At 67.0% G+C, this 25612-nt stretch carries 24 protein-coding genes and 1 pseudogene; 5 read left to right on the top strand and 20 right to left on the bottom strand.

What is annotated here, in order from left to right; genetic code table 11:
- Window positions 1–48: 48 nt before the first annotated feature.
- The 16 genes from lepB to BLV92_RS06190 form a co-directional block, all read right to left on the bottom strand.
- The gene (gene lepB / locus BLV92_RS06270; protein ID WP_090543229.1) at window positions 49–942 is read right to left on the bottom strand and encodes a signal peptidase I; all 894 of its coding nucleotides are present in this window, start codon (window positions 940–942) and stop codon (window positions 49–51) included.
- 21 nt (window positions 943–963) lie between these two features.
- Complete coding sequence (gene lepA / locus BLV92_RS06265) at window positions 964–2760, bottom strand: translation elongation factor 4 (RefSeq protein WP_090543228.1); 1797 nt, start codon at window positions 2758–2760, stop codon at window positions 964–966.
- Window positions 2761–2899: 139 nt separating this feature from the next.
- Entirely contained in the window at window positions 2900–3199 is a 300-nt protein-coding gene (locus tag BLV92_RS06260) for a glutaredoxin family protein (RefSeq protein WP_090543226.1), read from the bottom strand.
- Window positions 3200–4696, bottom strand: coding sequence for a DegQ family serine endoprotease (locus BLV92_RS06255; protein WP_090543224.1), 1497 nt, complete (start codon window positions 4694–4696; stop codon window positions 3200–3202).
- A 21-nt stretch (window positions 4697–4717) separates the two neighbouring features.
- Window positions 4718–5776 carry a MucB/RseB C-terminal domain-containing protein gene (locus BLV92_RS06250; RefSeq protein ID WP_090543222.1) on the bottom strand — a complete coding sequence of 353 codons (1059 nt, stop codon included), beginning with the start codon at window positions 5774–5776 and terminating at the stop codon, window positions 4718–4720.
- Between the two features lie 5 nt (window positions 5777–5781).
- Entirely contained in the window at window positions 5782–6402 is a 621-nt protein-coding gene (locus BLV92_RS06245; protein WP_090543220.1) for a sigma-E factor negative regulatory protein, read from the bottom strand.
- An 82-nt stretch (window positions 6403–6484) separates the two neighbouring features.
- On the bottom strand, window positions 6485–7084 hold the full coding sequence (gene rpoE, locus BLV92_RS06240) for an RNA polymerase sigma factor RpoE (protein ID WP_090543218.1): 600 nt from the start codon (window positions 7082–7084) through the stop codon (window positions 6485–6487).
- Between the two features lie 125 nt (window positions 7085–7209).
- On the bottom strand, window positions 7210–7707 hold the full coding sequence (locus BLV92_RS06235) for a hypothetical protein (RefSeq protein WP_208325454.1): 498 nt from the start codon (window positions 7705–7707) through the stop codon (window positions 7210–7212).
- Window positions 7704–8945: a beta-ketoacyl-ACP synthase II gene (fabF, locus tag BLV92_RS06230; RefSeq protein ID WP_090543216.1), complete on the bottom strand. Its 1242-nt coding sequence runs from the start codon at window positions 8943–8945 to the stop codon at window positions 7704–7706. The genes BLV92_RS06235 and fabF overlap by 4 nt, the downstream gene beginning before the upstream one ends.
- A 198-nt stretch (window positions 8946–9143) precedes the next feature.
- Window positions 9144–9383 carry an acyl carrier protein gene (acpP, locus tag BLV92_RS06225; RefSeq protein ID WP_004197638.1) on the bottom strand — a complete coding sequence of 80 codons (240 nt, stop codon included), beginning with the start codon at window positions 9381–9383 and terminating at the stop codon, window positions 9144–9146.
- 152 nt (window positions 9384–9535) lie between these two features.
- On the bottom strand, window positions 9536–10285 hold the full coding sequence (fabG, locus tag BLV92_RS06220; RefSeq protein WP_090543214.1) for a 3-oxoacyl-ACP reductase FabG: 750 nt from the start codon (window positions 10283–10285) through the stop codon (window positions 9536–9538).
- Between the two features lie 58 nt (window positions 10286–10343).
- Entirely contained in the window at window positions 10344–11276 is a 933-nt protein-coding gene (gene fabD / locus BLV92_RS06215; RefSeq protein WP_090543212.1) for an ACP S-malonyltransferase, read from the bottom strand.
- Window positions 11277–11382: 106 nt separating this feature from the next.
- Window positions 11383–12372 carry a beta-ketoacyl-ACP synthase III gene (locus tag BLV92_RS06210; RefSeq protein ID WP_090543210.1) on the bottom strand — a complete coding sequence of 330 codons (990 nt, stop codon included), beginning with the start codon at window positions 12370–12372 and terminating at the stop codon, window positions 11383–11385.
- Entirely contained in the window at window positions 12372–13487 is a 1116-nt protein-coding gene (plsX, locus tag BLV92_RS06205; protein ID WP_090543208.1) for a phosphate acyltransferase PlsX, read from the bottom strand. The genes BLV92_RS06210 and plsX overlap by 1 nt, the downstream gene beginning before the upstream one ends.
- 127 nt (window positions 13488–13614) lie before the next feature.
- On the bottom strand, window positions 13615–13794 hold the full coding sequence (rpmF, locus tag BLV92_RS06195) for a 50S ribosomal protein L32 (protein WP_090543204.1): 180 nt from the start codon (window positions 13792–13794) through the stop codon (window positions 13615–13617).
- Between the two features lie 113 nt (window positions 13795–13907).
- A complete protein-coding gene (locus tag BLV92_RS06190; protein WP_090543202.1) occupies window positions 13908–14543 on the bottom strand; it encodes a DUF177 domain-containing protein in 636 nt (211 codons plus the stop codon).
- Between the two features lie 443 nt (window positions 14544–14986).
- Here BLV92_RS06190 and BLV92_RS06185 point away from each other — a divergent pair, with 443 nt between their 5' ends.
- Window positions 14987–15625 carry a Maf-like protein gene (locus BLV92_RS06185; RefSeq protein WP_090543200.1) on the top strand — a complete coding sequence of 213 codons (639 nt, stop codon included), beginning with the start codon at window positions 14987–14989 and terminating at the stop codon, window positions 15623–15625.
- Complete coding sequence (locus BLV92_RS06180; protein ID WP_090543198.1) at window positions 15622–16341, top strand: SAM-dependent methyltransferase; 720 nt, start codon at window positions 15622–15624, stop codon at window positions 16339–16341. Before BLV92_RS06185 ends, BLV92_RS06180 begins: the two co-directional genes overlap by 4 nt.
- A gap of 79 nt (window positions 16342–16420) precedes the next feature.
- On the opposite strand, the gene BLV92_RS06175 is transcribed toward BLV92_RS06180, so the two are convergent.
- Genes BLV92_RS06175 through BLV92_RS06160 form a run of 4 tightly spaced genes read right to left on the bottom strand, consistent with a single transcriptional unit; the run spans window position 16421 to window position 19567 of the window.
- A complete protein-coding gene (locus BLV92_RS06175; protein ID WP_090543196.1) occupies window positions 16421–17428 on the bottom strand; it encodes a S49 family peptidase in 1008 nt (335 codons plus the stop codon).
- A gap of 18 nt (window positions 17429–17446) precedes the next feature.
- On the bottom strand, window positions 17447–17839 hold the full coding sequence (locus tag BLV92_RS06170; RefSeq protein ID WP_090543194.1) for a Rieske (2Fe-2S) protein: 393 nt from the start codon (window positions 17837–17839) through the stop codon (window positions 17447–17449).
- Window positions 17836–18495, bottom strand: a complete 660-nt coding sequence (locus BLV92_RS06165) for an HAD-IA family hydrolase (protein ID WP_090546866.1) — start codon at window positions 18493–18495, stop codon at window positions 17836–17838. The genes BLV92_RS06170 and BLV92_RS06165 overlap by 4 nt, the downstream gene beginning before the upstream one ends.
- 37 nt (window positions 18496–18532) lie before the next feature.
- Window positions 18533–19567, bottom strand: coding sequence for an RluA family pseudouridine synthase (locus BLV92_RS06160; RefSeq protein WP_090543192.1), 1035 nt, complete (start codon window positions 19565–19567; stop codon window positions 18533–18535).
- A gap of 801 nt (window positions 19568–20368) precedes the next feature.
- Between BLV92_RS06160 and BLV92_RS06155 the strand changes: the two genes are divergently transcribed.
- The 3 genes and pseudogenes from BLV92_RS06155 (at window position 20369) to mobA (ending at window position 25528) form a co-directional block, all read left to right on the top strand.
- Entirely contained in the window at window positions 20369–23623 is a 3255-nt protein-coding gene (locus BLV92_RS06155; RefSeq protein ID WP_090543190.1) for an Rne/Rng family ribonuclease, read from the top strand.
- 262 nt (window positions 23624–23885) lie between these two features.
- Window positions 23886–24899: pseudogene (moaA, locus tag BLV92_RS06150) on the top strand (GTP 3',8-cyclase MoaA); the annotation flags it as partial.
- Window positions 24900–24913: 14 nt separating this feature from the next.
- Window positions 24914–25528: a molybdenum cofactor guanylyltransferase MobA gene (mobA, locus tag BLV92_RS06145; RefSeq protein WP_090543186.1), complete on the top strand. Its 615-nt coding sequence runs from the start codon at window positions 24914–24916 to the stop codon at window positions 25526–25528.
- Window positions 25529–25612: the final 84 nt, after the last annotated feature.

Here is a 25612-nt window from a genome sequence, read left to right as displayed (position 1 = left end):
TTGCGAAGCACCGTCGGGATCAATGGGCAGACCGGTTCGCTGTTGCGATCACTGGAACGAGCCGATGCGCCGCAGACTGCTGAAGTTCATCCAGATGAAGAACGCGCGGCCGACGATGTTCGCGTCGGGCACGAAGCCCCAGTAGCGGCTGTCCGCGCTGTTGTCGCGGTTGTCGCCCATCATGAAGTAATGGCCCGGCGGCACCTTGCAGATCACGCCGCGCTCGTTGTACTGGCAGTTGTCGTGATACGGGAAGTCTTCCGCGCCGATCACGTACGGCGGCACCGCAGGGTTGTTCAGGATCGCGTTCTTGCGGCCGTCGATCGTCTCTTCGAACTGCTTCGCATAACCGATGCGCTCTTCGTCGAAATAATCGGGCAGCGGCGTTTCCGGCACCGGCTGGCCATTGACCGTCAGCTTCTTGTCCTGGTACGCCACGACGTCGCCCGGCAGGCCGATCGCGCGCTTGATGTAGTCGACCGACTCGTCCTTCGGATAGCGGAACACGATCACGTCGCCGCGCTGCACCGGCGCGCCCTGCGTGATCCGCGTGTTCGTGATCGGCAGCCGGATCCCGTAGTGAAACTTGTTGACGAGGATGAAGTCGCCGACCAGCAGCGTCGGCACCATCGAGCCCGACGGAATCTTGAACGGCTCGACGATGAACGAGCGCACGAAAAACACGACCAGGATCACCGGAAAGAAGCTCGCGGTGTATTCGAGCCACCACGGCTGACGCAGCTTGTCGTTGCGCAGTTGCTGCCGCGTGACCGGCGCGTTCTCGTCGGCGAAACGCTCGCCGACACGCGCCTGCTGCCGGTCGAACTCGTCGACGGCGGCGTCCGCTGCGAGCCGCCTGCGCGGCATGAAAACCAGTTTGTCCGCTACCCATGCAATGCCCGTCACGACGACGAGCACAAAAAGAATCAGCGCAAAATTCATTAGACGGTCCAGTGTTCTGTTTTATTTATCTTCGACCCGGAGGATCGCGAGGAAGGCTTCCTGCGGAATCTCGACGGAGCCGACCTGCTTCATCCGTTTCTTGCCTTCTTTCTGCTTTTCCAGCAGTTTTTTCTTGCGCGTGATGTCGCCGCCGTAGCACTTCGCGAGCACGTTCTTGCGCAGCGCCTTGATATTCTCGCGCGCGATGATGTGCGCGCCGACCGCCGCCTGGATCGCGACGTCGTACATCTGGCGCGGAATGATCTCGCGCATCTTCGCCGCCACCTCGCGGCCGCGATACTGCGACTGCGACCGGTGCACGATCACCGACAGCGCATCGACCTTGTCGCCGTTGATCAGCATGTCGACCTTCACGACGTCCGACGCGCGATACTCCTTGAACTCGTAGTCCATCGACGCGTAACCGCGCGACACCGACTTCAGCCGGTCGAAGAAGTCGAGCACGATCTCCGCCATCGGGATTTCGTACGTGAGCTGCACCTGGCGGCCGTGGTACTGCATGTTGATCTGGTTGCCGCGCTTCTGGGTGCACAGCGTGATCACCGAACCGACGTAGTCCTGCGGCATGTACAGGTTCACGGTGACGATCGGCTCGCGGATTTCCTGGATCTTCGACGGGTCGACCGGCATCTTCGCCGGATTCTCGACCATCAGCACCGAACCATCGCTGCGCACCACTTCGTACACGACGGTCGGCGCGGTCGTGATCAGGTCCATGTCGAACTCGCGTTCGAGACGTTCCTGCACGATCTCCATGTGCAGCAGACCAAGGAAGCCGCAGCGGAAGCCGAAGCCGAGCGCCTGCGACACTTCCGGCTCGTATTGCAGCGACGCGTCGTTCAGCTTCAGCTTTTCGAGCGATTCGCGCAGCGCGTCGTACTGGTTCGCCTCGACCGGATACAGGCCCGCGAACACCTGCGGCTTCACTTCCTTGAAGCCGGGCAACGGTTCCGCGGCGGGCTTCGTCACGTGCGTGACGGTGTCGCCGACCTTCGTGACCGCCAGTTCCTTGATGCCCGCGATGATGAAGCCCACCTGCCCCGCGGACAGCGCATCGAGATTGCGCGACTTCGGCGTGAACACGCCGACGTGCTCGACCGGATACTGCGCGCCGGTCGCCATCATCTTGATCTTGTCCTTCGGGCGCAGCGTGCCGTTGACGATACGCACGAGCATCACGACGCCGACATAGTTGTCGAACCACGAGTCGATGATGAGGGCCTGCAATGGCGCGTCCGGGTCGCCCTTCGGCGGCGGCACTTTTTCGATCAGCGCCTCCAGCACGTCCTCGACGCCCACGCCGGTCTTCGCGCTGCAACGCGTCGCGTCGGTCGCGTCGATGCCGATCACGTCCTCGATCTCGGTGATCGCGTTTTCGGGATTGGCGGCCGGCAGGTCGATCTTGTTGAGCACCGGCACGACCTCGACGCCGAGTTCGATCGCGGTGTAGCAGTTCGCGACCGTCTGCGCCTCGACGCCCTGGCTCGCATCGACGACGAGCAGCGCGCCCTCGCACGCGGACAGCGAACGGCTGACCTCGTACGAGAAGTCGACGTGCCCCGGCGTGTCGATCAGGTTCAGGTTGTAGACCTCGCCGTTGCGCGCGCGATAACTCAGCGCAGCAGTCTGCGCCTTGATCGTGATGCCGCGCTCGCGCTCAAGGTCCATCGAGTCGAGCACCTGCGATTCCATTTCGCGGTCGGACAGGCCGCCGCACAACTGGATGATGCGATCGGCGAGCGTCGACTTGCCATGGTCGATGTGCGCAATGATCGAGAAGTTACGAATATGATCCATTCAGTGCCGATCAAGCAAAAAGGCGCGCCCAGACGAAATGCAGAGCACGCCTTGTAAGCAGATGAAAAACCTGGCTATTTTAGCCGAAAAGGGGTGCGGCCGGGCGCATTGCGGAAGGCTGAAAGCCGCCGCGCCGCGGTTATGCCGGCCTGGGCAGCAACGCGGCCCGCACGCGGACCTCGTCCAGATGGTAGTGACACAGCTCGACGCCGTCGCAAACCAGCACCGGCACGAGTTCGTCGTAGCGGGCCTGAAGCGCGGGGTCGGAGTCGACGTCGATCACGTCGAACCGCGCGCCGGTCCCGGCCAGCATCGGTTCGAGCGCCGCGCGCATGTCGTCGCAAAGATGACACCACGCGCGGCCGTACAACACCAGATGCGGTGCGCCCGGACTGGCACGCTGGTCCGGGCCGCCCGCAGCGGCCTGCGCGCCGGCCATTTATTTCTGGCCTGGCGTGCGCGGCCGCAGCGGCACGAACTGCGTGTTGTCCCCGCGCCGCACGAGCACCGCGACCATCTTCTGCGGATCGAGCTTCGACGTCACTTCCTCGAACTGCTTCGCGCTGGTGATATCGACATCGCCAACCCGCATGATGATGTCGCCGCGTTGCAGACCGGCGCGCGCCGCCGGCCCTTCGACCGCGTCCACCTGCACGCCGCCGTGCAGCTTCTGCGCATTCTGCTGGTCGGCCGGAATGTCGCTGACCGCAAGGCCCAGCGCGTTCGACGCGCGCGGCTTCGGCTCCGGCGCCTTCTTCTGGCCGTCCTTCGCCGCCTTGTCCGCCTGCATCTCGGCAACGGTGATCGACAGGTCGCGCGTCTGGCCCTTGCGCCACACGGTGACCGTCGTTTTCGTGCCCGGCTTCGTGTCGCCGACCATGCGCGGCAGATCCGTCGCCGCCTCGACCGGCAGCCCGCCGAACTTCAGGATGATGTCACCCGGCTGGATGCCCGCCTTTTCAGCCGGACCGCCCGGCTCCACGCTGCTGACCATCGCGCCCTGCGCCTTCGGCAAGCCGAGCGAGTCCGCGACGTCCTTCGTCACTTCACCGATCGCGACCGCGATGCGGCCGCGCACGACCTTGCCGGACGTCTTGAGCTGATCCGCGACGCGCATCGCCTCGTCGATCGGAATCGCGAACGAGATCCCCATGAAGCCGCCGGTGCGGCTGTAGATTTGCGAGTTGATGCCGATCACCTCGCCGTCCATGTTGATCAGCGGGCCGCCCGAGTTGCCGGGATTCACCGCGACGTCGGTCTGGATGAACGGCAGATAGTCGCCGGTGTCGCGCCCCTTCGCGCTGACGATGCCGGCCGTCACCGTGTTTTCGAGGCCGAACGGCGAACCGATCGCGACGACCCATTCGCCGACGCGCACCTTGTTCGAGTCGCCGATCGTGACGACCGGCAGGTTCGACGCGTTGATCTTCACGACCGCGACGTCGGTGCGGTCATCGACGCCGATCAGCTTCGCCTTGAATTCGCGCTTGTCGGTCAGCGTCACATAGATGCTGTCCGCGTCGTCGACGACGTGCGCGTTGGTCATCACGTAGCCGTCCGCCGACAGGATGAAGCCGGAGCCGACGCCGCTGTTCTGTTCGGTGTCGTTGCCGCCGTCCGGCGGCGACGTGTCCGGCGCGCCGCGCGGAATCTGGCCTTGCGGTCCCTGGGGACCCTGCGGCAGAGGAATGCCGAAGAAGCGGCGGAAGAACTCGGACATGTCGCCGTCGTCGAGACCGGGCGGCAGCCCGCGCTGCGAAGTCGGCACGCGCGCGGTGGTGCGGATGTTCACGACGGCCGGCCCGACCTTGTCGACGAGATCGGTGAAGTCGGGCAGATTGGCGGCGGGAGCCGCCGACGCCATGTGCGGGGCGAACGGCAGGCAAACCGCCACCACCGCGGCCGCGAAGAATTTGCGCACCGTGAAGATCGTCATATCGTAGTCAGCCGAAGGGGGTTACCTGGGAGCCTTGTATTCTATGGCAGACGCAAATTGCTGCAACGTGCTCTGGGGCACTTCGCCGAGCAGCGTGATCCAGTAGTCGCCGCGCCGCTTCACGAGCACGTGGGTCGCGCCGCTGCTGCCCGCGCCTTCCTTGCGGCTGTTGTGCTCGACCGGTTCGATGAAGATCGAGATCGCGGCGAGGCCATCGGAGAACACCGCCTGATCGACCGGAATCGGCGGTTCGTTCGCATCGCGCGCGGCCATCGGCCGGCGCAGCTCGCGAATCTTGCGGAAGCCCGGCACGGCAGACGGGAACGTCCAGCCCTGCGCTTCCATGTCGACCGACTCCAGCGGCGGCCGCACGACCGTCCAGCCAGCGGTGTCGCGCATGCCGCTGACGATCGGGGTTTTGTCGGCCGGCACGCCGATGCGGATCTGCGTGAACGCCATCTGTTCAAGCACCTGGCCGTTCGTATCGAGCGTCTGCGCGCGCAGCAGCAAACCGGTTTTCGCGTCCGCCCACAGCCGGTACGCGAAGCGATACGCGTCCTTCGGATCGAGCTGGATCACCTGGCTGTCGACGCCGGCGACGCGGTCCGAACCGAGCAGCTTCGGCTCGTAGACCGACAGCACCTGATCGCCGCTCGTCGCGAGCAGCGCCGGGAACGAGTCCTTGTTCTGCCGCTTCTCGACGACGCACAGATGCCGCTCGGGCACGAACGTGTACAGATCGTCGTTATGCCGCAGCATCTTGCGCGGCTTGCCGTCGAGGCTTTCGAGCTGCTCGTATTCGCCGTCGTTGCGCGTCGCATAATGCGCGATCTTCGACGACTGCACGAATGCGCCGCGCTGATAGACGAAGGTTCCTTCGTAGTTCTGCTGCTGGGCTGCGACGTGAATCCGGTCGAGCCATTGGGCGGCCGTTTCGCGCGCCGCGGGATCGGCGGCGGATGCGGACTGCGCATCCGCGCGGGGGGCGACAGACAGAGCGGTTAACAACACGGCTGCGCAGTACAGGAATGCCGGCAGCCGCCCCCAGATCGTCGTTTTATTCAACCGCTGTGTCTGCATCAGACTTACTGGCCTTGCGTGGTAAGCGCCGCAGCGCGGATAAGCGGCATCGAGTCCGACATCACCGGTTGCTGCGCGAACTGCTGGTGCGCTTCGAAATATTCGTCGAGCCGCGCGTCGCGGATGATGTTGCCGTCCTGGGTCGCGACGGCCGGCATCGCGACGCGCTGCATCGCGTCGACGTGCGACGGTTGCACCGACGCGACCTGCACGCCGCTCTGGCCGACGCCAACGCCGTGCATCTGTGGCACGACGATCCACGTGAGCGTCGCAGCCGCCGCGGCGACCGCGAGCGTCGGCACGACGCGGCGACGCAGATTCAGCAGCCGGCGCGTCGTCGACACCGCCGGCGCGATCGCAGCCGGCGCGAGCACGTGCGGCTCGGCGTCGAGGCGCGCGGCAAAGCCGGCCATGAACGCGCTGCTCGCCGCCGGGCTGAGCGCCAGATCGTCCGAGCGCAGCACGTCGCCAATCAGGTGATAACTCGACCACGCCGCGCGATCGTCGCGATTCAAGTCAGAAAAAATACCGTTCGGCTGCCCGTCGCCGGACAACTCGCCGTCCACGAATGCGGACAGACGCTCGCCGCGCGAACCTGATACCGATTGCATCGAGATCGACCCCATGATGCTCCCCAATCCTTTCAGACGCCCCGTAGTGACACCAACCACCCCTGTGAATCGCATCCGTGCCCGGCCGGCCACTGGTTTACCAGCGCTTGCCTTCCGGTGTGTCCAGCAGCGGACGCAATTTTGCCGCAATGGCCTCGCGAGCGCGGAAAATTCTCGATCTGACAGTGCCGATCGGGCAACCCATCATCTCCGCGATTTCCTCATAGCTCAAACCTTCAATTTCCCGAAGCGTGATTGCAGTGCGCAGTTCTTCCGGCAAAACCGCCATCGCGGCATTGACCGTCTCCGCGATCTGCTTGCTCATCAGCATCGATTCGGGCGTATTGATATCCCTTAGTTGATCGGCGTCCGAGAAAGTTTCAGCCTCTTCTGCATCCGCTTCGGTGGAAGTGGGCGCCCGCCTACCCTGCGTCGCAAGGTAGTTCTTCGCCGTATTGACCGCAATACGGTACAACCACGTATAAAAAGCGGACTCGCCGCGAAACTGCGGCAGCGCGCGATAAGCCTTGATGAACGCGTCCTGGGCCACGTCCTCGACCTCCGCGGGGTCCCGCACGAGGCGCGAGATCAGCCGGATGATCTTGCGGTGGTATTTGGAGACCAGCAGTTCGAACGCGGCCTTGTCGCCTTTCTGCACGCGTTCGACCAGAATCTGGTCGATTTCTTTTTCGCTCACCTGAGAATCCGTTAGCTAGTAAGTGGACGCGGGGGCACCATTGTAGCGTTCCCGTCATCGGCTCACGTTACGCGCGTAACAGCGGTTACAGCCGTTACAGCGCCGCGGGAATGCGGCGGCGACGCTCACCGGCCGGACGCGCAGCAGCCCCGGACGGCCAGTTCGCGAAACGCTTCGGGCGCGATCGCGTCGGCGGCGACCAGCAGCGTGCGACGACTCCGCCCAACGCCGACGGCCAGCACGAGAAGCGCCCCGCCCCACTGCGCGCAGCCGGTCAGCCGGCCGCTCGCGAGGCGTGCGCCGTCGCGCGCGAACGCCTCGACGCCATCCGGCCCGATTTCGATGCTGTGCGGTTGCCTGCGGCACCAGGCCACGGCGCCGAGCCCGGCCGCAGCGGCGAATGCAAGCGTTGCCGGCGCGGCACGCCAGCCGCCGAGCCACGGCGCGAGCGCGGTCCACAGCGCGGCGGCTGCGACCAGCAGGCTAACGACGGGAAAAACGACGAGCGTCGCGGAAGGACGCAGAGAGATGCGCGGGGCGCCGGAGCGCCCCGCCGGAGAAAGGGAGTCGCGGCCGCCGCCCGGACCTGCCGGCGCGGCCGCTGTCCGCGGCAACGAAATCAAGCGTGGCGCTTGAAAACCAGCGTACCGTTCGTGCCGCCGAACCCGAACGAGTTCTTCAGCGCGACGTCGATCTTCATCTCCCGCGCGGTGTTCGCGCAGTAGTCGAGATCGCACGCCGGATCCTGGTTGAAGATGTTGATCGTCGGCGGAGACACCTGGTTGTGCACGGCCAGCACCGTGAACACCGATTCCAGACCGCCCGCGCCGCCGAGCAGGTGCCCGGTCATGGACTTCGTCGAATTCACGACGATCTTCTTCGAGTGGTCGCCAAATGCGCGCTTGATGCCGGTCGTCTCCGCGAGGTCGCCGAGCGGCGTCGACGTGCCGTGCGCGTTCAGATAGTGCACCTCGTCCGCGTTGATACCCGCGTTGCGCAGCGCGGCCAGCATGCAGCGGCGCGCGCCGTCGCCGTCTTCGACCGGCGCGGTCATGTGATAGGCGTCGCCGCTCATCCCGTAACCGGACACTTCCGCGTAGATCTTCGCGCCGCGCGCTTTCGCATGCTCGTACTCTTCGAGCACCATCACGCCCGCGCCCTCGCCGAGCACGAAACCGTCGCGGTCCTTGTCCCATGGACGGCTTGCCGTCGCCGGATCGTCGTTGCGCTGCGACAGCGCGCGCGCGGCGGCAAAGCCGCCGACGCCGAGCGGCGACACCGTCGCTTCCGCACCGCCCGCGATCATCACGTCCGCATCGCCGTACTCGATCAGCCGCGACGCCTCGCCGATGCAGTGCAGGCCGGTCGTGCACGCGGTCACCATCGCGAGATTCGGACCTTTCAGGCCGTACTTGATCGACAGGTGGCCGGAAATCATGTTGATGATCGACGCGGGCACGAAGAACGGCGAAATGCGGCGCGGCCCCCGGTTCAGCAGTTCGGTCTGCGTGATCTCGATCATCGGCAGGCCGCCGATGCCCGAGCCGACGACGACGCCGACGCGCTCCGCATTCTGTTCGGTGATATCGAGACCGCTGTCCCGCATCGCCTGGATGCCGGCAGCGACGCCGTAATGGATGAACGTATCCATGTGGCGGGCTTCCTTGCCGGGGATGTAGTCCTCGATATTGAAGCCCTTCACTTCACCGGCGAAACGGGTCGAGTAGTTCGACGCGTCGAAGCGGGTGATGTTGGCGATGCCGGACTGACCGGCGACCAGATTGGCCCACCCGTCGGCAACATTATTGCCAACAGGCGAAATCAGTCCCAAGCCTGTAACAACAACACGACGACGGCTCACGGTAACCCCTTTTCCATAGAATGACAAAAGCAAAAGCCACAGAAGCCACAGGAAATGCTCCTGTGAGCCCTGTGGCTAGTTAACCGGCGGAGGGCGCGTGCAGCAACTGCAACAGACGCTCGCGGGTTCACTGGCGAATGTGCTGGCGGGCGGTGCCGGCCCATTGCCGACGCCAGCCCGGACAGACGCGAACGCCTGTTACGCCTTGACGTTCGCGCGCGCGTAATCGATCGCCTGCTGAACCGTCGTGATCTTCTCGGCTTCCTCGTCGGGGATTTCCATGCCGAATTCGTCTTCGAGGGCCATCACCAGTTCGACGGTGTCGAGCGAGTCGGCGCCCAGATCGTTCACGAACGACGCTTCGTTCTTGATTTCCGCTTCCGCGACGCCCAGTTGTTCGGCGACGATCTTCTTGACGCGCTGTTCGATGTTGTCCATTACCCCTCCAAGGGAAAGTTAGTTCAGAAATGCGAGTGCGCGCATTTTATCAGGTTTGTTCCGGCAAAAAAGCGGCGCTCAAGGTTCCAGACCGGCAGTCCGCGCGACGCCCCGAGCGGGTGCTGCGACGCGCGGATACTACCTCAATCCGGTTAAGACATATACATGCCGCCGTTGACGTGCAGCGTGGTCCCGGTGATGTAGCCGGCCTGCGGCGACGCGAGGAACGCGACCGCGTGCGCGATATCCTCGGGGCTGCCGAGGCGGCCGAGCGGAATCTGCGTCTTCAGCGCGGCCTGCTGCTCTTCCGGCAGGTCCTTCGTCATGTCGGTGTCGATGAAGCCCGGCGCGACGCAGTTCACGGTAATGCCGCGGCTGCCGATCTCGCGCGCGAGCGCGCGCGCCATGCCCGCGACGCCGGCCTTCGCCGCCGCATAGTTCGCCTGGCCGGGATTGCCCGCCGAGCCGACCACCGACGTGATGTTGATGATGCGGCCGCCGCGCGCCTTCATCATCGGGCGCAGCACCGCGCGCGACAGGCGGAACACCGACTTCAGGTTCGTGTCGATCACCGCGTCCCACTCGTCGTCCTTCATCCGCATCGCGAGCTGGTCCTGCGTGATGCCCGCGTTGTTCACGAGGATCGCGAGGCCGCCGAACTCCTTCACGATGCCGTCGATCAGCGCCTCGGCCGCGGCCGCGTCGTTCACGTTGAGCACCGCGCCGCGGCCCGCGAGGCCTTCGGCTTCGAACGCCGCGCCGATCGCCTGCGCGCCGGCTTCACTCGTCGCGGTGCCGATCACCGTCGCGCCGCGACGCGCGAGTTCGAGGGCGATCGCACGGCCGATCCCGCGCGAAGCGCCGGTCACGAGTGCGGTCTGTTTGTCGAGAATCTTTTCCATCGTTGAAATCCGGTGGTATGCGGCCGCGTCGATGCGGCGGCCGTCGTTGCGGCTGGGGTCAGGCGACGAGCTTCAGCGCTTCGTCGAGCGACGCCGGATCGGCGACCGACACGCCCGTCAGGCTGCCGTCGATCCGCTTCGTGAGACCCGCGAGCACCTTGCCCGGCCCGCATTCGAGCACGTGCGTGACGCCCTGGGCGGCGATCGCCTGCACGCATTCGACCCAGCGCACCGGGCCGGCGGCCTGGCGCACGAGCGCATCGCGGATCGCGGCCGGATCGCTGACGATCGCGACGTCGATGTTGTTCACGACCGGAATCGCGGGCGCATTGAGCGTCACGCCAGCGAGATGGTCGCGCAGCTGATCGGACGCCGGCTTCAGCAGCGACGAATGGAACGGCGCGGACACCGGCAGCGGCAGCGCGCGCTTCGCGCCCTTCGCCTTCGCGACTTCGCACGCTTTCTCGACCGCCGCCTTGTGACCGGCGATCACCACCTGCGACGGTGCGTTGAAGTTCACCGCCTCGACCACGCCGCCCGCAGCGGCCGCTTCGGCGCACACCGCGCGCACGGTGTCGTCGTCGAGACCGAGGATCGCGGCCATGCCGCCCTCGCCGACCGGCACCGCGCTCTGCATCGCCTGCGCGCGAAAACGCACGAGCGGCACGGCGTCGCGGAACGCGAGCACGCCGGCCGCGACGAGCGCCGTGTATTCACCCAGGCTGTGACCGGCGACGATCGCCGGCGCCGGACCGCCCGCCTGCTGCCATGCGCGATACACCGCGTAGGCGGCGGTCAGCATCACCGGCTGCGTGTTGGTGGTCAGGTTCAGCTCGTCGGCCGGCCCTTCGGCGATCAGCTTGCCGAGATCCTGGCCGAGCGCGTCGGAGGCTTCCTCAAGCGTCTCGCGCACGACTGCGTTGTCGGCGAATGCATTGAGCATGCCGACCGACTGCGAGCCCTGCCCGGGAAAAACGAACGCGAATTTCATGACTTCCCCACTTCGATCAATTCAGAGGCTGATGCATGAGCGCGACACGCGCCGCGCCGATCCGCAGGCGCAGTGGCTGCATCGGACGGCGCGCCGCGACGCCCCATCAATAGCGGATGACGGACGCGCCCCACGTGAAGCCGCCGCCGACGCCTTCGATCAGCACGTTCTGGCCGCGCTTGATGCGGCCGTCGCGAATCGCGACGTCGAGCGCGAGCGGAATCGACGCGGCCGACGTGTTGCCGTGCTCGCCGACAGTCACGACCATCCGTTCCTGCGGCAGCCCGAGCTTGCGGCAGGTGCCCTGCATGATGCGGATGTTCGCCTGGTGCGGAATGAGCCAGTCGATCTGGTCGGGCGTCAGTTGCGCCTTTTCGATCGCTTCGAGCGCGACCTTTTCCAGCACGTTGACCGCGAGCTTGAACACGGCCTGGCCGTCCATGTGCAGGAACGCGCTGCCAGCGACCACGCCGCCGCTCACGTTGCCCGGCGTGCACAGGATGTGCGCGTAGCTGCCGTCCGCGTGGAGTGCGCTCGACAATACGCCCGGCGTGTCGGATGCCGACAGGATCATTGCGCCGGCGCCGTCACCGAACAGCACGCACGTCGTGCGGTCCTTGAAATCGAGAATGCGCGAGAACGTCTCCGCGCCGACGATCAGCGCGGTGCGATGCTGGCCGCTGCGGATCAGGGTGTCCGCGATCGACACCGCGTACGCGAAGCCGGAGCAGACCGCCTGCACGTCGAACGCGGCGCCGTGATTGCGGATGCCGAGCTTGTTCTGCAGCAGGCACGCGGTGCTCGGGAACACGAAGTCCGGCGTGGACGTCGCGACGATGATCAGGTCGATCGACTGCGGATCGATGTCCGCCGCTTCGATCGCGCGTTGCGACGCATTCAGCGCGAGGTCGCTCGTCGTCACGTCCGGCGCGGCGAAGTAGCGCGAATGGATGCCCGTGCGGGCGACGATCCATTCGTCGCTCGTCTCCACGCCCGTGGCGGCGAGACGATCTGCGAGGTCCTGATTGGTGACGCGCTCGGGCGGAAGATAACTGCCTGTGCCGAGCACGCGGGAATAGAGAGTCGATTGAGCCATTATGCCTTCGAGGATAATGTGGCGCCTGGCGCCGCCAGCGGGCCGGGGAGCGGACCTGAAAGCGGGCCGGACTGACCGCCGCCGGTCTCGCGCGCCGCCTGTTCGAGCGAACCGGCGTTCTCGTCCATCGCTCGTGCGAGGCGCTCCAGCACGCCGTTTTTGACGGCATCATACCCGCGTTTGATCGCCCACTCAAACGCGTACGCGTCGGCGGAACCGTGGCTCTTGATCACGAGACTGCGCAGCCCGAGCAGCGCCGCGCCGTTGTATTGACGATGATCGACGCGCTTCTTGAAGCGCAGCAGCACCGGCATCGCGGCGAGCGCCATCAGCCGGGTCAGCCACGAGCGGCCGAACTCTTCCTTGATCATGTCGTTGAGCATCTGCGCGAGGCCCTCCGACGTCTTCAGCGCGACATTACCAACGAAGCCGTCACAGACGATCACGTCGACGGCGCCCTTGTAAATGTCGTTGCCTTCCACGTTGCCGCGGAAATTCAGCGTGCTCGCGCGCAGCAGTTCGCCCGCGCGCTTGATGGTCTCGTTGCCCTTGATCACCTCTTCGCCGATGTTCAGGAGCCCTATTGTCGGGCGCTCCTTCCCTTCGAGCGCGGCGACGAGCGCATGCCCCATCTCCGCGAACTGCAGCAGATGCTGCGGCTCGCAGTCGACGTTCGCGCCGAGGTCGAGCATCGTGGTGTAGCCGGTCGGATTCGGCAGCGCGAACGCGATCGCCGGACGCTCGATGCCCGGCAGCGTTTTCAGCACGTAGCGCGACACGGCCATCAGCGCGCCGGTGTTGCCCGCGGACACGCAGGCCTTCGCCTCGCCTTCCTTCACGCGATTGAGCGCGACTCGCATCGACGAGTCTTTTTTCTTGCGCAGCGCGATCTCGACCGGATCGTCCATCGCGACGATCTCGGACGCGGGAACGACGGAAAGCGCGGGATTATCCAGCGCCTTCAGCTTTTTCAGCTGGGCGCGAATCGCCGACTCGATGCCGACCAGCAGCAGGTGCGCATCGGGGTGAGAGCGAACGAAATGGACTGCGGCAGGCACCGTCACGGACGGACCGTGGTCGCCTCCCATGCAATCTATCGTGAGCGTAACAGTCATGGAATGCGACGGATTTCAGGCATAAAAAAGCGGCAGTTGAATGCCGCCTTTTGTGCCGAGCCGGGAGAGGGTCAAGCGAACGGATCGCCGGGCGCAGCGCCATTGAGGCGCGGCGCGACGGAACGATTTAGTCGTTCTTGGTCTTGACGACTTTCTTGCCGCGGTAGTAGCCGTTCGGGCTGATGTGGTGACGCAGATGCACTTCACCCGTAGCCGGTTCGACGGCGAGCGGCGCGCCGGTGAGGAAATCGTGCGAACGGTGCATGCCGCGCTTCGACGGCGACTTCTTGTTTTGTTGAACAGCCATGACTAACTCCTGAAAATTTTCCGAATTCTAACACAGCCCGATCCGGCCTCCGCCACCTGTACGATGGGCAAAACCGGGGCCGAGCCCACCAGGCGCAACCCGACGAGCGCGAATCAGTGCGAGCTGCCGGGATCGTCCTTCTTGAGCGACCCGAGCGCCGCGAACGGATTCGGGCGATCCGGCTCGACTTCCTGCTCCGGCACGTCGTCGACGGAATCCACGCCGTCCGCGCCATCGGCACCCGATGCGAGGCTTTCGTGAATTTCCGGACAAACGTCGTGCTTCGGCACGAGCGGCAGCGACAGCAACAACTCCTCTTCGATCAAGTCGACGAGATCGAAATGGCGCGAGCCCACGATCACCTCGACTTCATCGTCGTCAAGCGGAAACTCGTCCGCCTCTTCTTCCGTGGCCACGACCCGGTAGGCCGCGTCGGCATCGAACGCCTGCTCGTACGGAGCGAGACAACGCTGACATTCGAGCCACGCGCTACCGTGAACCGCCAGCCGCAGATACGGCTGACGGCCTTCGGTGCCATCGTCCTGCAATTCCGGCTGCGTCGCCCCTTCCGCCTGCCAGGTGAACGCGGTATCGCGGTCTGGCGCGTCGGCCGGGACTTCGGCTAACATGCGCGGCAGTTGCGACACGCGCACGGCACCCGCTGCGTCGCGGCCGCTGCGCGCGAATTCGAACAGGTCGAGATCGCGCGGATCGACGGCGCCAGCAGGTTTGCCAGGATGTTCAGTCATGTGCGCTCCTGCGTGGGGCAAAGGGTCTGGCCGGATCGGCCCGCTCCGGGGCGGAAGCCGGCAAAAGCCGGCTACGCTTTCGGGCGGTGGAGGCTGGCAGTGAGACAGTGAAACTGCCAGCTCCGGGGTTCGCGCGGAAAAACAGCGAGTACCGCACCGGTGCAGTGGTTCGTGCAAGTAGCAAGTAGCTTGTACCGCATTACGGCACCCAGGCACCCATCGCGCTGGCTCACAGGCCCGACTTCAGTCCCGCCGCAAACCAGCCCGCCCACCGCAACCACCGCACGCCAACCCACGCGCGCGAAAGAACGTGCCGATGAAAAGCCCGAGATGATATCGCCTTTGTCTTTACGAGTCAAACACTTAACCCTGTGCGCGCAACAGCCCGCACAGCCCCGGATTCCGCCGTTTTCCGCCCGCTTTTAGCCTCATTCCAGACGACCATGCAGGATTCCATTACCGCCGACCGCCCGAACGACGGCCGCCCCGCGCTGATTCTCGCTTCCAGCTCGCGCTACCGCCGCGAACTGCTGGAGCGGCTGCGCATTCCGTTCGACATCGCGGTGCCGGCCATCGATGAAACGCCGCACGCCGGCGAAACGCCCGAAGCAACCGCGCAGCGCCTCGCCGAAGCGAAAGCGCGCGCCGTCGCGGCCGCGCGGCCGCCGCAGGCCGGCCGCGCGCTCGTGATCGGCTCCGATCAGGTCGCGACGTTCGACGGCCAGCAGATCGGCAAGCCCGGCACGCACGAACGCGCGCTGGCGCAACTGCAGGCGATGCGCGGCCGCGAAGTGCTGTTCCATAGTGCGCTGTCACTGCTCGACACCGCTACTGGCCGAACGGATACCGTCGATGTCGTCACGAAGGTCCGCTTCCGCTCGCTGTCCGACGCCGCGCTCGACGCCTACCTGCGCGCCGAAGAACCGTACGACGTCGCCGGCAGCGCGAAGTCGGAAGGCTTGGGGATCGCCCTTCTCGACGCAATCGAATCCGACGACCCGACCGCGCTGGTCGGCCTGCCGCTGATCGCGCTGACGCACATGCTGATCGCCGCCGGTTATCCGCTGCTGGAGGCGCAATGAAAGGCACGCTCTACCTGATCCCGAACACGCTCGGCGACGGCGACGAAGCGGCGCTCGCAGCCGTGCTGCCCGTGCCGGTCCGCGAGCGCGCGGGCACGCTCGCGAGCTACATCGGCGAAAACGCGAAGACCACGCGCGCGTTCCTGAAGCGCATCGGCACGACGCGGCCGATCCAGGAAATCGAGATTCACGAACTGAACGTGAACACGCCGCCGGCCGCGATCGACCGGCTGCTCGCGCCGCTGCACGCGGGCATCGATACCGGCCTCGTGTCCGAGGCGGGCGTGCCGGCCGTCGCCGATCCGGGCGCGCTGCTCGTGCGGCGCGCGCACGAGCGCGGCATCCGCGTCGTGCCGCTCGTCGGGCCGAGTTCGATCCTGCTCGCGCTGATGGCGTCCGGGCTGAACGGCCAGAGTTTCGCGTTCCACGGTTATCTGCCGGTCGATGCGGCCGAGCGCGCGAAGCGCCTGCGAGACCTCGAACAGCAGTCGCGCAAGGCGAAGCAGACGCAGATCTTCATCGAAACGCCGTACCGCAACCGCGCGCTGCTCGACACGCTGCTCGCGACCTGCGCGCCGTCGACGCTGATTTGCGTCGCCGCGGACCTGACGCTGCCGACCGAGACCATCGTGAGCCGCGCGGCATCGGACTGGAAAAAGGGGCCGGTGCCAGACCTGCACAAGCGTCCGGCGATTTTCCTGCTGCTCGCAATCTGAAAAAGCGTCGAGCCTCAAACGAAACGGCGGCCGCCCGGCATCGGGCGGCCGCCGTTTTGACGAAGCGGGAAAACCAGGCTCAGTGCAGCGCGACCCGCCCGCTGCTGATCAGCGTATGCACCGCCGCCGTGCCGACCGCCGTGCCGAAACGCCGCGCGACCCGGTCGCTCAGGCTCGGCTTCACCGTGTAATCGACGATGTCGGGCGCCTTGATGACCTCGCGCGCGACGTAGTCGGTATCGCCGAAACCGTCGGCGAGTCCCAGGTCGACGCTCTTCTGGCCAGTCCAGAACAGCCCCGAGAACAGGTCCGGCGTCTCGTGCAGCCGCTTGCCGCGCCCGGCGCGGACCGCGTCGATGAACTGCTGGTGGATCTCGTCGAGCATCTGCTGCGCATGCGCGTCCATCTTCGGCGTGTCCGGCGAGAACGGGTCATAGAAGCCCTTGTTCTCGCCCGACGTGCGCAGCCGCCGCTCGACGCCGAGCTTGTCCATCAGCCCGGTGAAGCCGAAGCTGTCCATCAGCACGCCGATCGAGCCGACGATGCTCGCCTTGTTCACGTAGATCCGGTCGGCCGCCGCCGCGACGTAATACCCGCCGGACGCGCACATGTCGCCGACGACCACGTACAGCGGAATCGCCGGATGGTTCGCGCGCAGCCGCCGGATGTCGTCGTTGATGATGCCCGCCTGCACCGGACTGCCGCCGGGGCTGTCGATGTGCAGCACGACGCCGACCGTGCCGTCGTCCTCGAACGCGTTCTGCAGGGCGGTGCCGATGTCATCGGCGTTCGCACCCGTGCCGGACGAAATCTCGCCGTCGAGCGACACGAGCGCCGTATGGCGTCCGCTGCTCTCGACCCGCGTGCCGAGCACGCTGAACACGCCCCACACCAAGATCAGCAGCACGACGAGAAACGCGAAGCGGAAGAAGATTTTCCAGCGGCGGGCGGCGCGCTGCTCGCGGATCGCGGCGAGCGCGATGCGTTCGAGCGCGTCGCGCTCCCAGCCCGGCGCGGCCGCGGCGTTGCCGGCGGCGCGTGGCGTCTGGGAAGGCTCGTTCGATTCAGGGGGCAGATTGTCGGACATGCGGAAGGGGGACGGAAATCAGGGTTCGAGCGGACGCAGGTCGGCGTCCGGCAGCCAGAATACCGCACGGCCGTCGGGCGTGTCCCGCTCCTCGACACGCACCGCGCGCAGCCGTCCGCCGCGGCACGGGCCGCCGACGCACTTGCCGGTTTCCGGCGCGTAGATCGCGCCGTGCGTCGCGCACATCAGATAAAGCCCGGACGACTCGAAGAACTGGCCCTCGACCCAGTCCAGCTCCATCGGCACGTGCGCGCAGCGGTTCAGGTAGCCGTATGCGTCGCCGCCGAAGCGCACGAAAAACACGACCGCGTCGCCGCCCGCATACGACGCGGCCACCCGCCGCCCCGCGCCGCCATCGACCAGTTCGTCGGACGCGCACACGCGAACCGGCGCGGGCGCCGTGCCGGTCATGCGTGCTCCCGCAGCCAGCCGGCGAGCGACGCGACGTCCGGCGCGACGAAGCGCGGCGTCAGCGCCTGCAACGAATCCGACGGATGCGCGCCGTACGCGACGCCGACCCCGGCCGCACCCGCGTTCAGCGCCATTTGCAGGTCGTGCGTCGTGTCACCGATCATCACCGTGCGCGACAGATCCTGCCCCAGTTCGCGCGTCAACTCGTGGAGCATCGCCGGGTGCGGCTTCGAGAACGTCTCGTCCGCGCAGCGGGTGCCGTCGAACACACTGGTCAGATGCACCTGGTCGAGCGCGCGGTTCAGCCCGACGCGGCTCTTGCCGGTCGCGACGCCGAGCAGGTAACCGGCGTCGCGCAACTCGGCGAGCATCTCGCGCACGCCGGCGAACAGCTCGATCTCCGGGTCCTTGACCAGATAGTGGAACCGGTACCGCTCGACGAGCCGGGGATACCCGGCCGGATCGAGCGACGGCGCGGCGATCTGCAACGCCTCGCGCAGCCCGAGGCCGATCACGTAGCTCGCGGCCTCGTCCGCCGGCACCGGCAGGCCGAGGTCGCGGCAGGCGGCCTGGATGCTGCGCGTGATGTGCGCGGTCGAGTCCATCAACGTGCCGTCCCAGTCGAACACGATCAGGTCAAATTGCTGTCGGGCCATGCGGTCCTTCTCCAAACGTAGGTTCGATTCTGTCGGGTCAATCCAGGCCGGCAACGGCCTCGCCCACCGCGCCGCCCGCGTCGCGCAGCGCGTTCAGCTCGTTGACGAAGCGGCGGCACTCGGGGGGCAGCGGCGCGTCGAACTGCAGCGTGTCGCCGGTCAGCGGGTGCACGAGCTTCAGCCGGTGCGCGTGCAGGAACATCCGCTTGATGCCGGGGTTCGCGTTCGCGCGCGCGAGTGCCTTGTTCAGCGCGAAGTCGCCGTATTTCGCGTCGCCGACGATCGGCAGGCCCAGATGCGCGAGATGCACGCGGATCTGGTGCGTGCGGCCGGTCTTCAGTTCGGCTTCGAGCAGCGCGTAGCCGGGCCAGCGGTCGACGAGATTGAAGACCGTATGCGACGGCATGCCGTCCGGCTGCACGCGCACGCGCCGTTCGCCGTCCGGTGTGAAGAACTTGTGCAGCGGCTCCTTGACCGCGCGGCGGCGGCCCCAGTCGCTCGCCCATTCGCCGTGCACGGCCGCGTAATAACGCTTGTCGATCCGGTTTTCGCGGATCTGCTCGTGCAGGCCGACCAGCGCCGCACGCTTCTTCGCGAGCATCAGCACGCCGGACGTCTCGCGGTCGAGCCGGTGCACGAGTTCGAGGAAACGGCCCTGCGGGCGCATTCCGCGCATCTGCTCGATCACGCCGAACGCGACGCCGCTGCCGCCGTGGACCGCGACGCCCGCCGGTTTGTTGATCACGAGCAGCGCATCGTCCTCGAACAGGATGTCGAAGTGCGCGGCCGGCACCGGCGCGGCGGCCTGATCCGGCCCCGTCTGGGCGATGCGGACCGGCGGCACCCGCACGATATCGCCGAAGGCCAACCGGTATTGCGCGTCCACGCGTCCCTTGTTGACCCGCACTTCCCCGCTGCGCAGGATCCGGTAGATATGGCTCTTCGGCACGCCCTTGCAGACGCGCAGCAGGAAATTGTCGATCCGCTGACCCGCGGCTCCGTCGTCGATTTCGACATACGAAACCTCGTCGCTTGCGACCTGATTCTGGGATATTTTGCCTAACCCTTTCATTCTGAATATAATTTGCCGAGCGCACCGCGGCGGTTGACCGAACTGCCGACCAGCCGAACGGCTGGCCGGCCCCGGAGGACCGGGAACCGCGTGGCTTGCGCAGGCTGCAAGCGATAAACGGTTATTTTACTTGCGCCCGGGGCTGGTTGCTCACCCCGCATCACGAGAAGCAACGAGTTGCACGCACGGAGCCCTTATCCGGCAGGGACGGCGCCCACAGGCACGTTCGGTCGGCACAGGCTTCGACGGTAACGGAAGGTTGGTATAAAGAATTTAATCTGGCGAGTTCCGCCGGGCGGTCGAGGCGACCGTTCCGGAACGCGCCGGTGGCGAAAATACGGCGAGCGCCCGAAACGTCCCGCAGCATCGTGCGGGTATGGGGCGACGTCAAAGTGTGGCGAGACACCCGAGGGGGAAGACGGGCGTACTGACAGCTTCCCGTGCGCGGCCAGGCCGCGAGTCTCGATTCCGCCGGCAGCGCGCATAAAGGCGCTGCCGTCTGCGATCTGCCCGTGGCCCCGGCCGCGCGGCCCGCAGGCGGATCGAAGATGCAGGAAGGCCAGGCCCCGCGTTCCCGCGGCATGTCGCGCCGCTCGCTGAAGCCGTATTTCGCATGTGCCCTGCGACCCGTCCATGGTCGGATTACCTGGACCGGGCGCCCTGAAGGCAATTCTCCCCGCCATCGTTCCTGCTCCAGCGTGCTTGTGACAACACAACAAGGCGCGGTACGCCGCTGCCCGACTTGCCCGCGGTCCGTCCGCGCGGCGCGGGCAGCACGCGAAGCCGCTCTGGAGCCGTTCAATGAAACGCATGCTGTTCAATGCGACGCAGCAGGAAGAATTGCGCGTCGCCATCGTCGACGGTCAGAAGCTGATCGACATCGACATCGAAACCGCCGGGCGCGAGCAGCGCAAAGGCAATATTTACAAGGGCATCGTCACCCGCATCGAGCCGTCGCTCGAAGCGTGTTTCGTCAACTACGGCGAGGACCGCCACGGCTTCCTGCCGTTCAAGGAAGTCGCCCGCCAGTATTTCCGTGACGGCGTCGACATGCGCTCCGCGCGCATTCAGGACGCGCTGAAGGAAGGCCAGGAACTGATCGTTCAGGTCGAGAAGGAAGAGCGCGGCAACAAGGGCGCGGCGCTGACCACGTTCATCTCGCTCGCCGGCCGCTACCTCGTGCTGATGCCGAACAATCCGCGCGGCGGCGGCGTGTCGCGCCGGATCGAGGGCGACGACCGCCAGGAACTGCGCGAGACGATGGCGCAGCTGCAACTGCCCGACGGCATGAGCATCATCGCCCGCACGGCCGGCATCGGCCGCAGCGCCGAGGAACTGCAGTGGGACCTGAACTACCTGCTGCAACTGTGGCGCGCGATCGAAGCCGCGTCGCAGAGCGGGCAGAACGGCCTGCCGATGCTGATCTATCTGGAATCGAGCCTCGTGATCCGCGCGATCCGCGACTATTTCCAGCCGGACATCGGCGAAATCCTGATCGACACGACCGAAATCCATGACCAGGCGCGCGCCTTCATGGACATCGTGATGCCGGACAACGTCAGCAAGGTGAAGCGCTACCACGACGACGTCCCGCTCTTCTCGCGCTTCCAGATCGAGCACCAGATCGAGACCGCGTACTCGCGCACGGTGCCGCTGCCGTCGGGCGGCGCAATCGTGATCGACCACACGGAAGCGCTGGTCGCGATCGACGTGAACTCCGCGCGCGCGACCAAGGGCGCCGACATCGAGGAAACCGCCGCGCGCACGAATCTCGAAGCCGCCGACGAAGTCGCGCGCCAGCTGCGCCTGCGCGACCTCGGCGGCCTGATCGTGATCGACTTCATCGACATGGAGTCGGCCAAGAGCCAGCGCGAAGTCGAGCAGCGCCTGAAGGACGCGCTGCGCCACGACCGCGCGCGCGTGCAGATGGGCAAGATCTCGCGCTTCGGGCTGATGGAGCTGTCGCGCCAGCGGCTGCGTCCGGCGCTGTCCGAGGGCAGCCACGTCACGTGCCCGCGCTGCAACGGCACCGGCCACATCCGCGACACCGAATCGTCCGCGCTGCAGGTGCTGCGGATCATTCAGGAAGAGGCGATGAAGGAGAACACCGCGGCGATCCACTGCCAGGTGCCGGTCGAGGTGACCGCCTTCCTACTGAACGAAAAGCGCTCGGAGATCAACAAGATCGAGTCGCGCTTCAAGGTCGGCGTGGTGCTGATCCCGAACAAGCACCTCGAAACGCCGCACTACAAGCTCGAACGCCTGCGTCACGACGATGCGCGCCTCGACGATCCGCGCGCGTCGTGGAAGATGGCCGAGGAAGCCGCGCGCGAACTGGAGTCGGAAACCGGCTACAGCAAGCGCACGGCCGCCGACGCGAAGCCGAAGCAGGAAGCGGCGGTCAAGGGCATCACGCCCGAGCGTCCGGCGCCGAGCGCACCGGTCAAGCCCGTCGAGGTCGCCGCGACCGCCGCGCCGGCTCCGGCCGTGGCCGCTCCGGCGGCCGCGAGCGGCGGCCTCTTCGGCTGGCTGAAGAACCTGTTCGGCGGCAGCCCGGCGCCGCAACCCGCACCGGCGCCGGCCGCGCAGCCCGAGAAGGCCGCGACCCGCCCGGCGCGCGAAGCGCGCGGCGAGCGAGCCGAACGCGGAGAGCGCACCGGCGGCGGCAATGGCGATCGCAACAACCGCAACCGCCGCGGCAACGGCCGCGACGCGGCCGCGCGCAGCGAAACGGCACCGGGCGCACGCCAGGGCCAGCCGTCGCAGCGCCGCGACGAACGCGAGCCGCGTGAAGCCCGTGAACCGCGCGAGGCTCGCGAAACCCGCGAAGGTCGTGAGCCGCGTGAACCGCGCGGCAACCGCGAACCGCGCGAGGCCCGCGAAGGCCGCGACAATCGTGAAGCCCGCGAGCCGCGCGAACAGCGGATCGAGCGGGTCGAACGCGGCCAGGAGCGCGTCGAGTCGGCGGAAGCCGCCGCATCGCGCGCCGAGCGCCAGGAACGCGGCGAGCGTCGCGAACGCCGTCGCCAGCAGCCGGAAACGGCCGACGCGCTCGACGTCCGCAACGACGCCGTGACGCCGGAAAACGCCGAGGCTCTGGCCACCGACGTCGCGGAAGGCTTGCCGCCGACCGGCGACGACGCAGCCGCCGCGCGTGACGGCGAGGAACGCCGCCGTCGCCGTCGCGGCCGCCGTGGCGGCCGTCGCGAGCGCGATGGTGAAGGCGCCGTGACGTCGGCTGCCGACGTGCTCGAAGGCGGCACCGGCACCGAAGAGCCGGCCTCCGCCGAAGCGCCGGTCGAAACGCCGGCTGAAGCCACCGCCGCGCCCATCGAAACCCGGCCCGCGCAGCAGCCGGTCGAAGCAGCCGAGGCAGTCGTCGCCCAGGTGGTCAGCGAAACGGTCGTCGTGACCGCGTTGCCGGTCGCCGCGGCAACGTTCGAAGCGCCCGCCGCCGTGATCGCAACGCCGGTCGAAACCATCGCTCCGGCCCCGGTCGAGGTCGAGCCGAAGGCTGAAGCGCCGGCGGCTCCGGTCGACACCGCGCCGCTCGCCGTCGAAGCGCCGGTGGCAGTCGAAACGGCTGCGCCGTCCGTAACGGAAGCGGCTCCGGTGGTCGTCGCCGACGAACATCCGGCCGAACTGCCGGTCGCCCGCGAGGATCGCGTCGATGCGCCGTCCACGCCGGAACCGGCAGCAGCAGTAGCCGCCGCCGCGCCGCAAGCGGAACCGCAGCCGGTCAGCGAACCGGTCGCACAGCCTGCGCCGGAGCCGGTCGCTCAAGCCGCCGCGTATCAACCGGTCGAAACGGCGGCCGCAGAACCGGCGGCACAACCGGCCGCCACGACTGCGCCGGCGGCTGACACGCTGCGCCCGATGCTGGAGTCGGCGGGTCTCGTGTGGGTCAACACGGACGAGAGCAAGCTGCGCGACGCGCAGGAAGCCGCCGCCCGCGTCGTGAAACCCGCGCATGCGCCGCGCGAACGCAAGGCGCCGCCGCCGGCGGATTCGACGCCGATGCAGCAGGTCGAAACGGTCCGTCAGCCGCAGCAGTAACGGCCCGGTCCGAACGTCGCCGGGTGAAAAGCCCGGCGACGCTGCCCGAAAGCCCGCCCGCAAGGCGGGCTTTTTTCGTTGCGCAGATATATCAGCGTTCTCCCTTGTCCGTGCCCGATCGGGGGTTCGGATAGAATAGGGCCAACGATTGATCAGAATCATCATGTCCCGACGCATCATCCCCTTGACCGACGCCCGCTCGCTGCCGCCCCTCCCGACGACGGCTCGCGTGCGCAAGCCGCAGCGCCTGGTTCTCGACGCGCTGGAGCGGCCGTTGCGCGATCTGCGCATCTCGGTCACGGACCGCTGCAACTTTCGCTGCGTGTACTGCATGCCGCGCGCGGTGTTCGACAAGGACTATCCGTTCCTGCCGCACGCCGCGCTGCTGACGCTCGAAGAAATCGAGCGCCTGGCGCGACTCTTCGTCGCACAGGGCGTCGGCAAGATCCGCCTGACCGGCGGCGAGCCGCTGCTGCGCAAGAACATCGAATTCCTGATCGAGCGTCTCGCCGCGTTGCGCACGCCGGACGGCGAACCGCTCGACCTCACGCTGACCACCAACGGCTCGCTGCTGACGCGCAAGGCGCGCGCACTGAAGGACGCCGGCCTCACGCGCGTGACGGTGAGCCTCGACGCGCTCGACGACGCGCTGTTCCGCCGGATGAACGACGCCGACTTCGCGGTCTCGGACGTGCTCGACGGCATCGAGGCCGCGCAGGCCGTCGGCCTCGCGCCGCTGAAGGTCAACATGGTCGTCAAGCGCGGCACGAACGACCAGGAAATCGTGCCGATGGCGCGTCACTTCCGGAACTCGGGCGTCACGCTGCGCTTCATCGAGTACATGGACGTCGGCACGTCGAACGGCTGGAACATGACCGAGGTGCTGCCGTCGGCCGACGTCGTCGCGCGGATCGACGCGCACTACCCGCTCGCGCCGCTCGAAGCGCACACCGCGGCCGAAACCGCGCAGCGTTGGGGGTACGTGGACGGCGCCGGCGAGATCGGCGTGATCTCCAGCGTGACGCGCGCGTTCTGCGGCAACTGCACGCGCGCGCGGCTGTCGACCGAAGGCAAGCTGTACCTGTGCCTGTTCGCGTCGATGGGCTACGACCTGCGCGCGCTGGTGCGCAACGGCGCGACCGACGAAGGGATTTCCGCCGCGATCGCGCAAATCTGGGAAGGACGCGCGGACCGCTACTCGCAGTTGCGCGGCAGCGCGGCCACGACGCCGTCGGCGGCCGAGCGCCGCGTCGAGATGTCGTACATCGGCGGCTAGGTCCCACTGCATCAATGACGATCCCCATCCAGTCGATCACCGGCCTCGTGCTCGCGGGCGGCCGCGGGCTGCGCATGGGCGGCGTCGACAAGGGCCTGCAGAAGCTGCACGGACAACCGCTCGCCGCGCACGTGCTCGCGCGGCTCGCACCGCAGACCGGCGCGCTCGCGATCAGCGCGAACCGCAACCGCGACGCCTACGCGGCGCTCGGCGCGCGATGGCATGCGACGGTGCTCGCCGACTCGCTGCCGGACTTTCCGGGACCGCTCGCCGGCCTGCTCGCGGGCCTTCAGGCGGCGAACACCGAATGGCTGCTCGCCGCGCCGTGCGACTCCCCGTACCTGCGCACCGACCTCGCCGCGAAACTCGGCGCGGAAGCCGTCGCACAGCATGCCGACATCGCGACTGTGCTCGCGCCGGACGCGTCCGGCGAGGTGTCGCTGCATCCGGTGTTCGTGCTGCTGCGCACGTCGCTCGCCGCCGATCTCGCGGCCTTTCTCGGCGCGGGCGAACGCAAGGTCCGCGCGTGGTACGCGCGCCACAGGACCGCCGAAGTCGCCTTTGCCGATGGACGTGCGTTTTACAATATCAATTCCTTACAGGAACTCGCCGACCTCGACCGTGCCTGACAGCGCGTCCGGCCCGCCAGCCGTCGCTCGCATTGCACCCCCATCAGGACGACCGCCTTCCGTGCGGATGCGACGCTTCTCCAA

It is taken from the genome of Paraburkholderia caballeronis, from assembly GCF_900104845.1.
Lineage (GTDB): Bacteria > Pseudomonadota > Gammaproteobacteria > Burkholderiales > Burkholderiaceae > Paraburkholderia > Paraburkholderia caballeronis.
This window is presented reverse-complemented; position numbering and strand designations above follow the sequence as displayed.

What these genes read in the sequence shown, in the direction of transcription:
- plsX (WP_090543208.1), bottom strand. Translation starts at nt 13,487, where the DNA reads ATGACTGTTACGCTCACGATAGATTGCATGGGAGGCGACCACGGTCCG.
- BLV92_RS06155 (WP_090543190.1), top strand. Translation starts at nt 20,369, where the DNA reads ATGAAACGCATGCTGTTCAATGCGACGCAGCAGGAAGAATTGCGCGTC.
- lepB (WP_090543229.1), bottom strand. Translation starts at nt 942, where the DNA reads ATGAATTTTGCGCTGATTCTTTTTGTGCTCGTCGTCGTGACGGGCATT.
- BLV92_RS06190 (WP_090543202.1), bottom strand. Translation starts at nt 14,543, where the DNA reads ATGACTGAACATCCTGGCAAACCTGCTGGCGCCGTCGATCCGCGCGAT.
- BLV92_RS06250 (WP_090543222.1), bottom strand. Translation starts at nt 5,776, where the DNA reads ATGCAGACACAGCGGTTGAATAAAACGACGATCTGGGGGCGGCTGCCG.
- BLV92_RS06185 (WP_090543200.1), top strand. Translation starts at nt 14,987, where the DNA reads ATGCAGGATTCCATTACCGCCGACCGCCCGAACGACGGCCGCCCCGCG.
- rpmF (WP_090543204.1), bottom strand. Translation starts at nt 13,794, where the DNA reads ATGGCTGTTCAACAAAACAAGAAGTCGCCGTCGAAGCGCGGCATGCAC.
- BLV92_RS06210 (WP_090543210.1), bottom strand. Translation starts at nt 12,372, where the DNA reads ATGGCTCAATCGACTCTCTATTCCCGCGTGCTCGGCACAGGCAGTTAT.
- acpP (WP_004197638.1), bottom strand. Translation starts at nt 9,383, where the DNA reads ATGGACAACATCGAACAGCGCGTCAAGAAGATCGTCGCCGAACAACTG.
- BLV92_RS06160 (WP_090543192.1), bottom strand. Translation starts at nt 19,567, where the DNA reads ATGAAAGGGTTAGGCAAAATATCCCAGAATCAGGTCGCAAGCGACGAG.
- BLV92_RS06260 (WP_090543226.1), bottom strand. Translation starts at nt 3,199, where the DNA reads ATGGCCGGCGCGCAGGCCGCTGCGGGCGGCCCGGACCAGCGTGCCAGT.
- lepA (WP_090543228.1), bottom strand. Translation starts at nt 2,760, where the DNA reads ATGGATCATATTCGTAACTTCTCGATCATTGCGCACATCGACCATGGC.
- BLV92_RS06170 (WP_090543194.1), bottom strand. Translation starts at nt 17,839, where the DNA reads ATGACCGGCACGGCGCCCGCGCCGGTTCGCGTGTGCGCGTCCGACGAA.
- BLV92_RS06180 (WP_090543198.1), top strand. Translation starts at nt 15,622, where the DNA reads ATGAAAGGCACGCTCTACCTGATCCCGAACACGCTCGGCGACGGCGAC.
- BLV92_RS06255 (WP_090543224.1), bottom strand. Translation starts at nt 4,696, where the DNA reads ATGACGATCTTCACGGTGCGCAAATTCTTCGCGGCCGCGGTGGTGGCG.
- BLV92_RS06175 (WP_090543196.1), bottom strand. Translation starts at nt 17,428, where the DNA reads ATGTCCGACAATCTGCCCCCTGAATCGAACGAGCCTTCCCAGACGCCA.
- fabG (WP_090543214.1), bottom strand. Translation starts at nt 10,285, where the DNA reads ATGGAAAAGATTCTCGACAAACAGACCGCACTCGTGACCGGCGCTTCG.
- BLV92_RS06245 (WP_090543220.1), bottom strand. Translation starts at nt 6,402, where the DNA reads ATGGGGTCGATCTCGATGCAATCGGTATCAGGTTCGCGCGGCGAGCGT.
- fabD (WP_090543212.1), bottom strand. Translation starts at nt 11,276, where the DNA reads ATGAAATTCGCGTTCGTTTTTCCCGGGCAGGGCTCGCAGTCGGTCGGC.
- mobA (WP_090543186.1), top strand. Translation starts at nt 24,914, where the DNA reads ATGACGATCCCCATCCAGTCGATCACCGGCCTCGTGCTCGCGGGCGGC.
- BLV92_RS06165 (WP_090546866.1), bottom strand. Translation starts at nt 18,495, where the DNA reads ATGGCCCGACAGCAATTTGACCTGATCGTGTTCGACTGGGACGGCACG.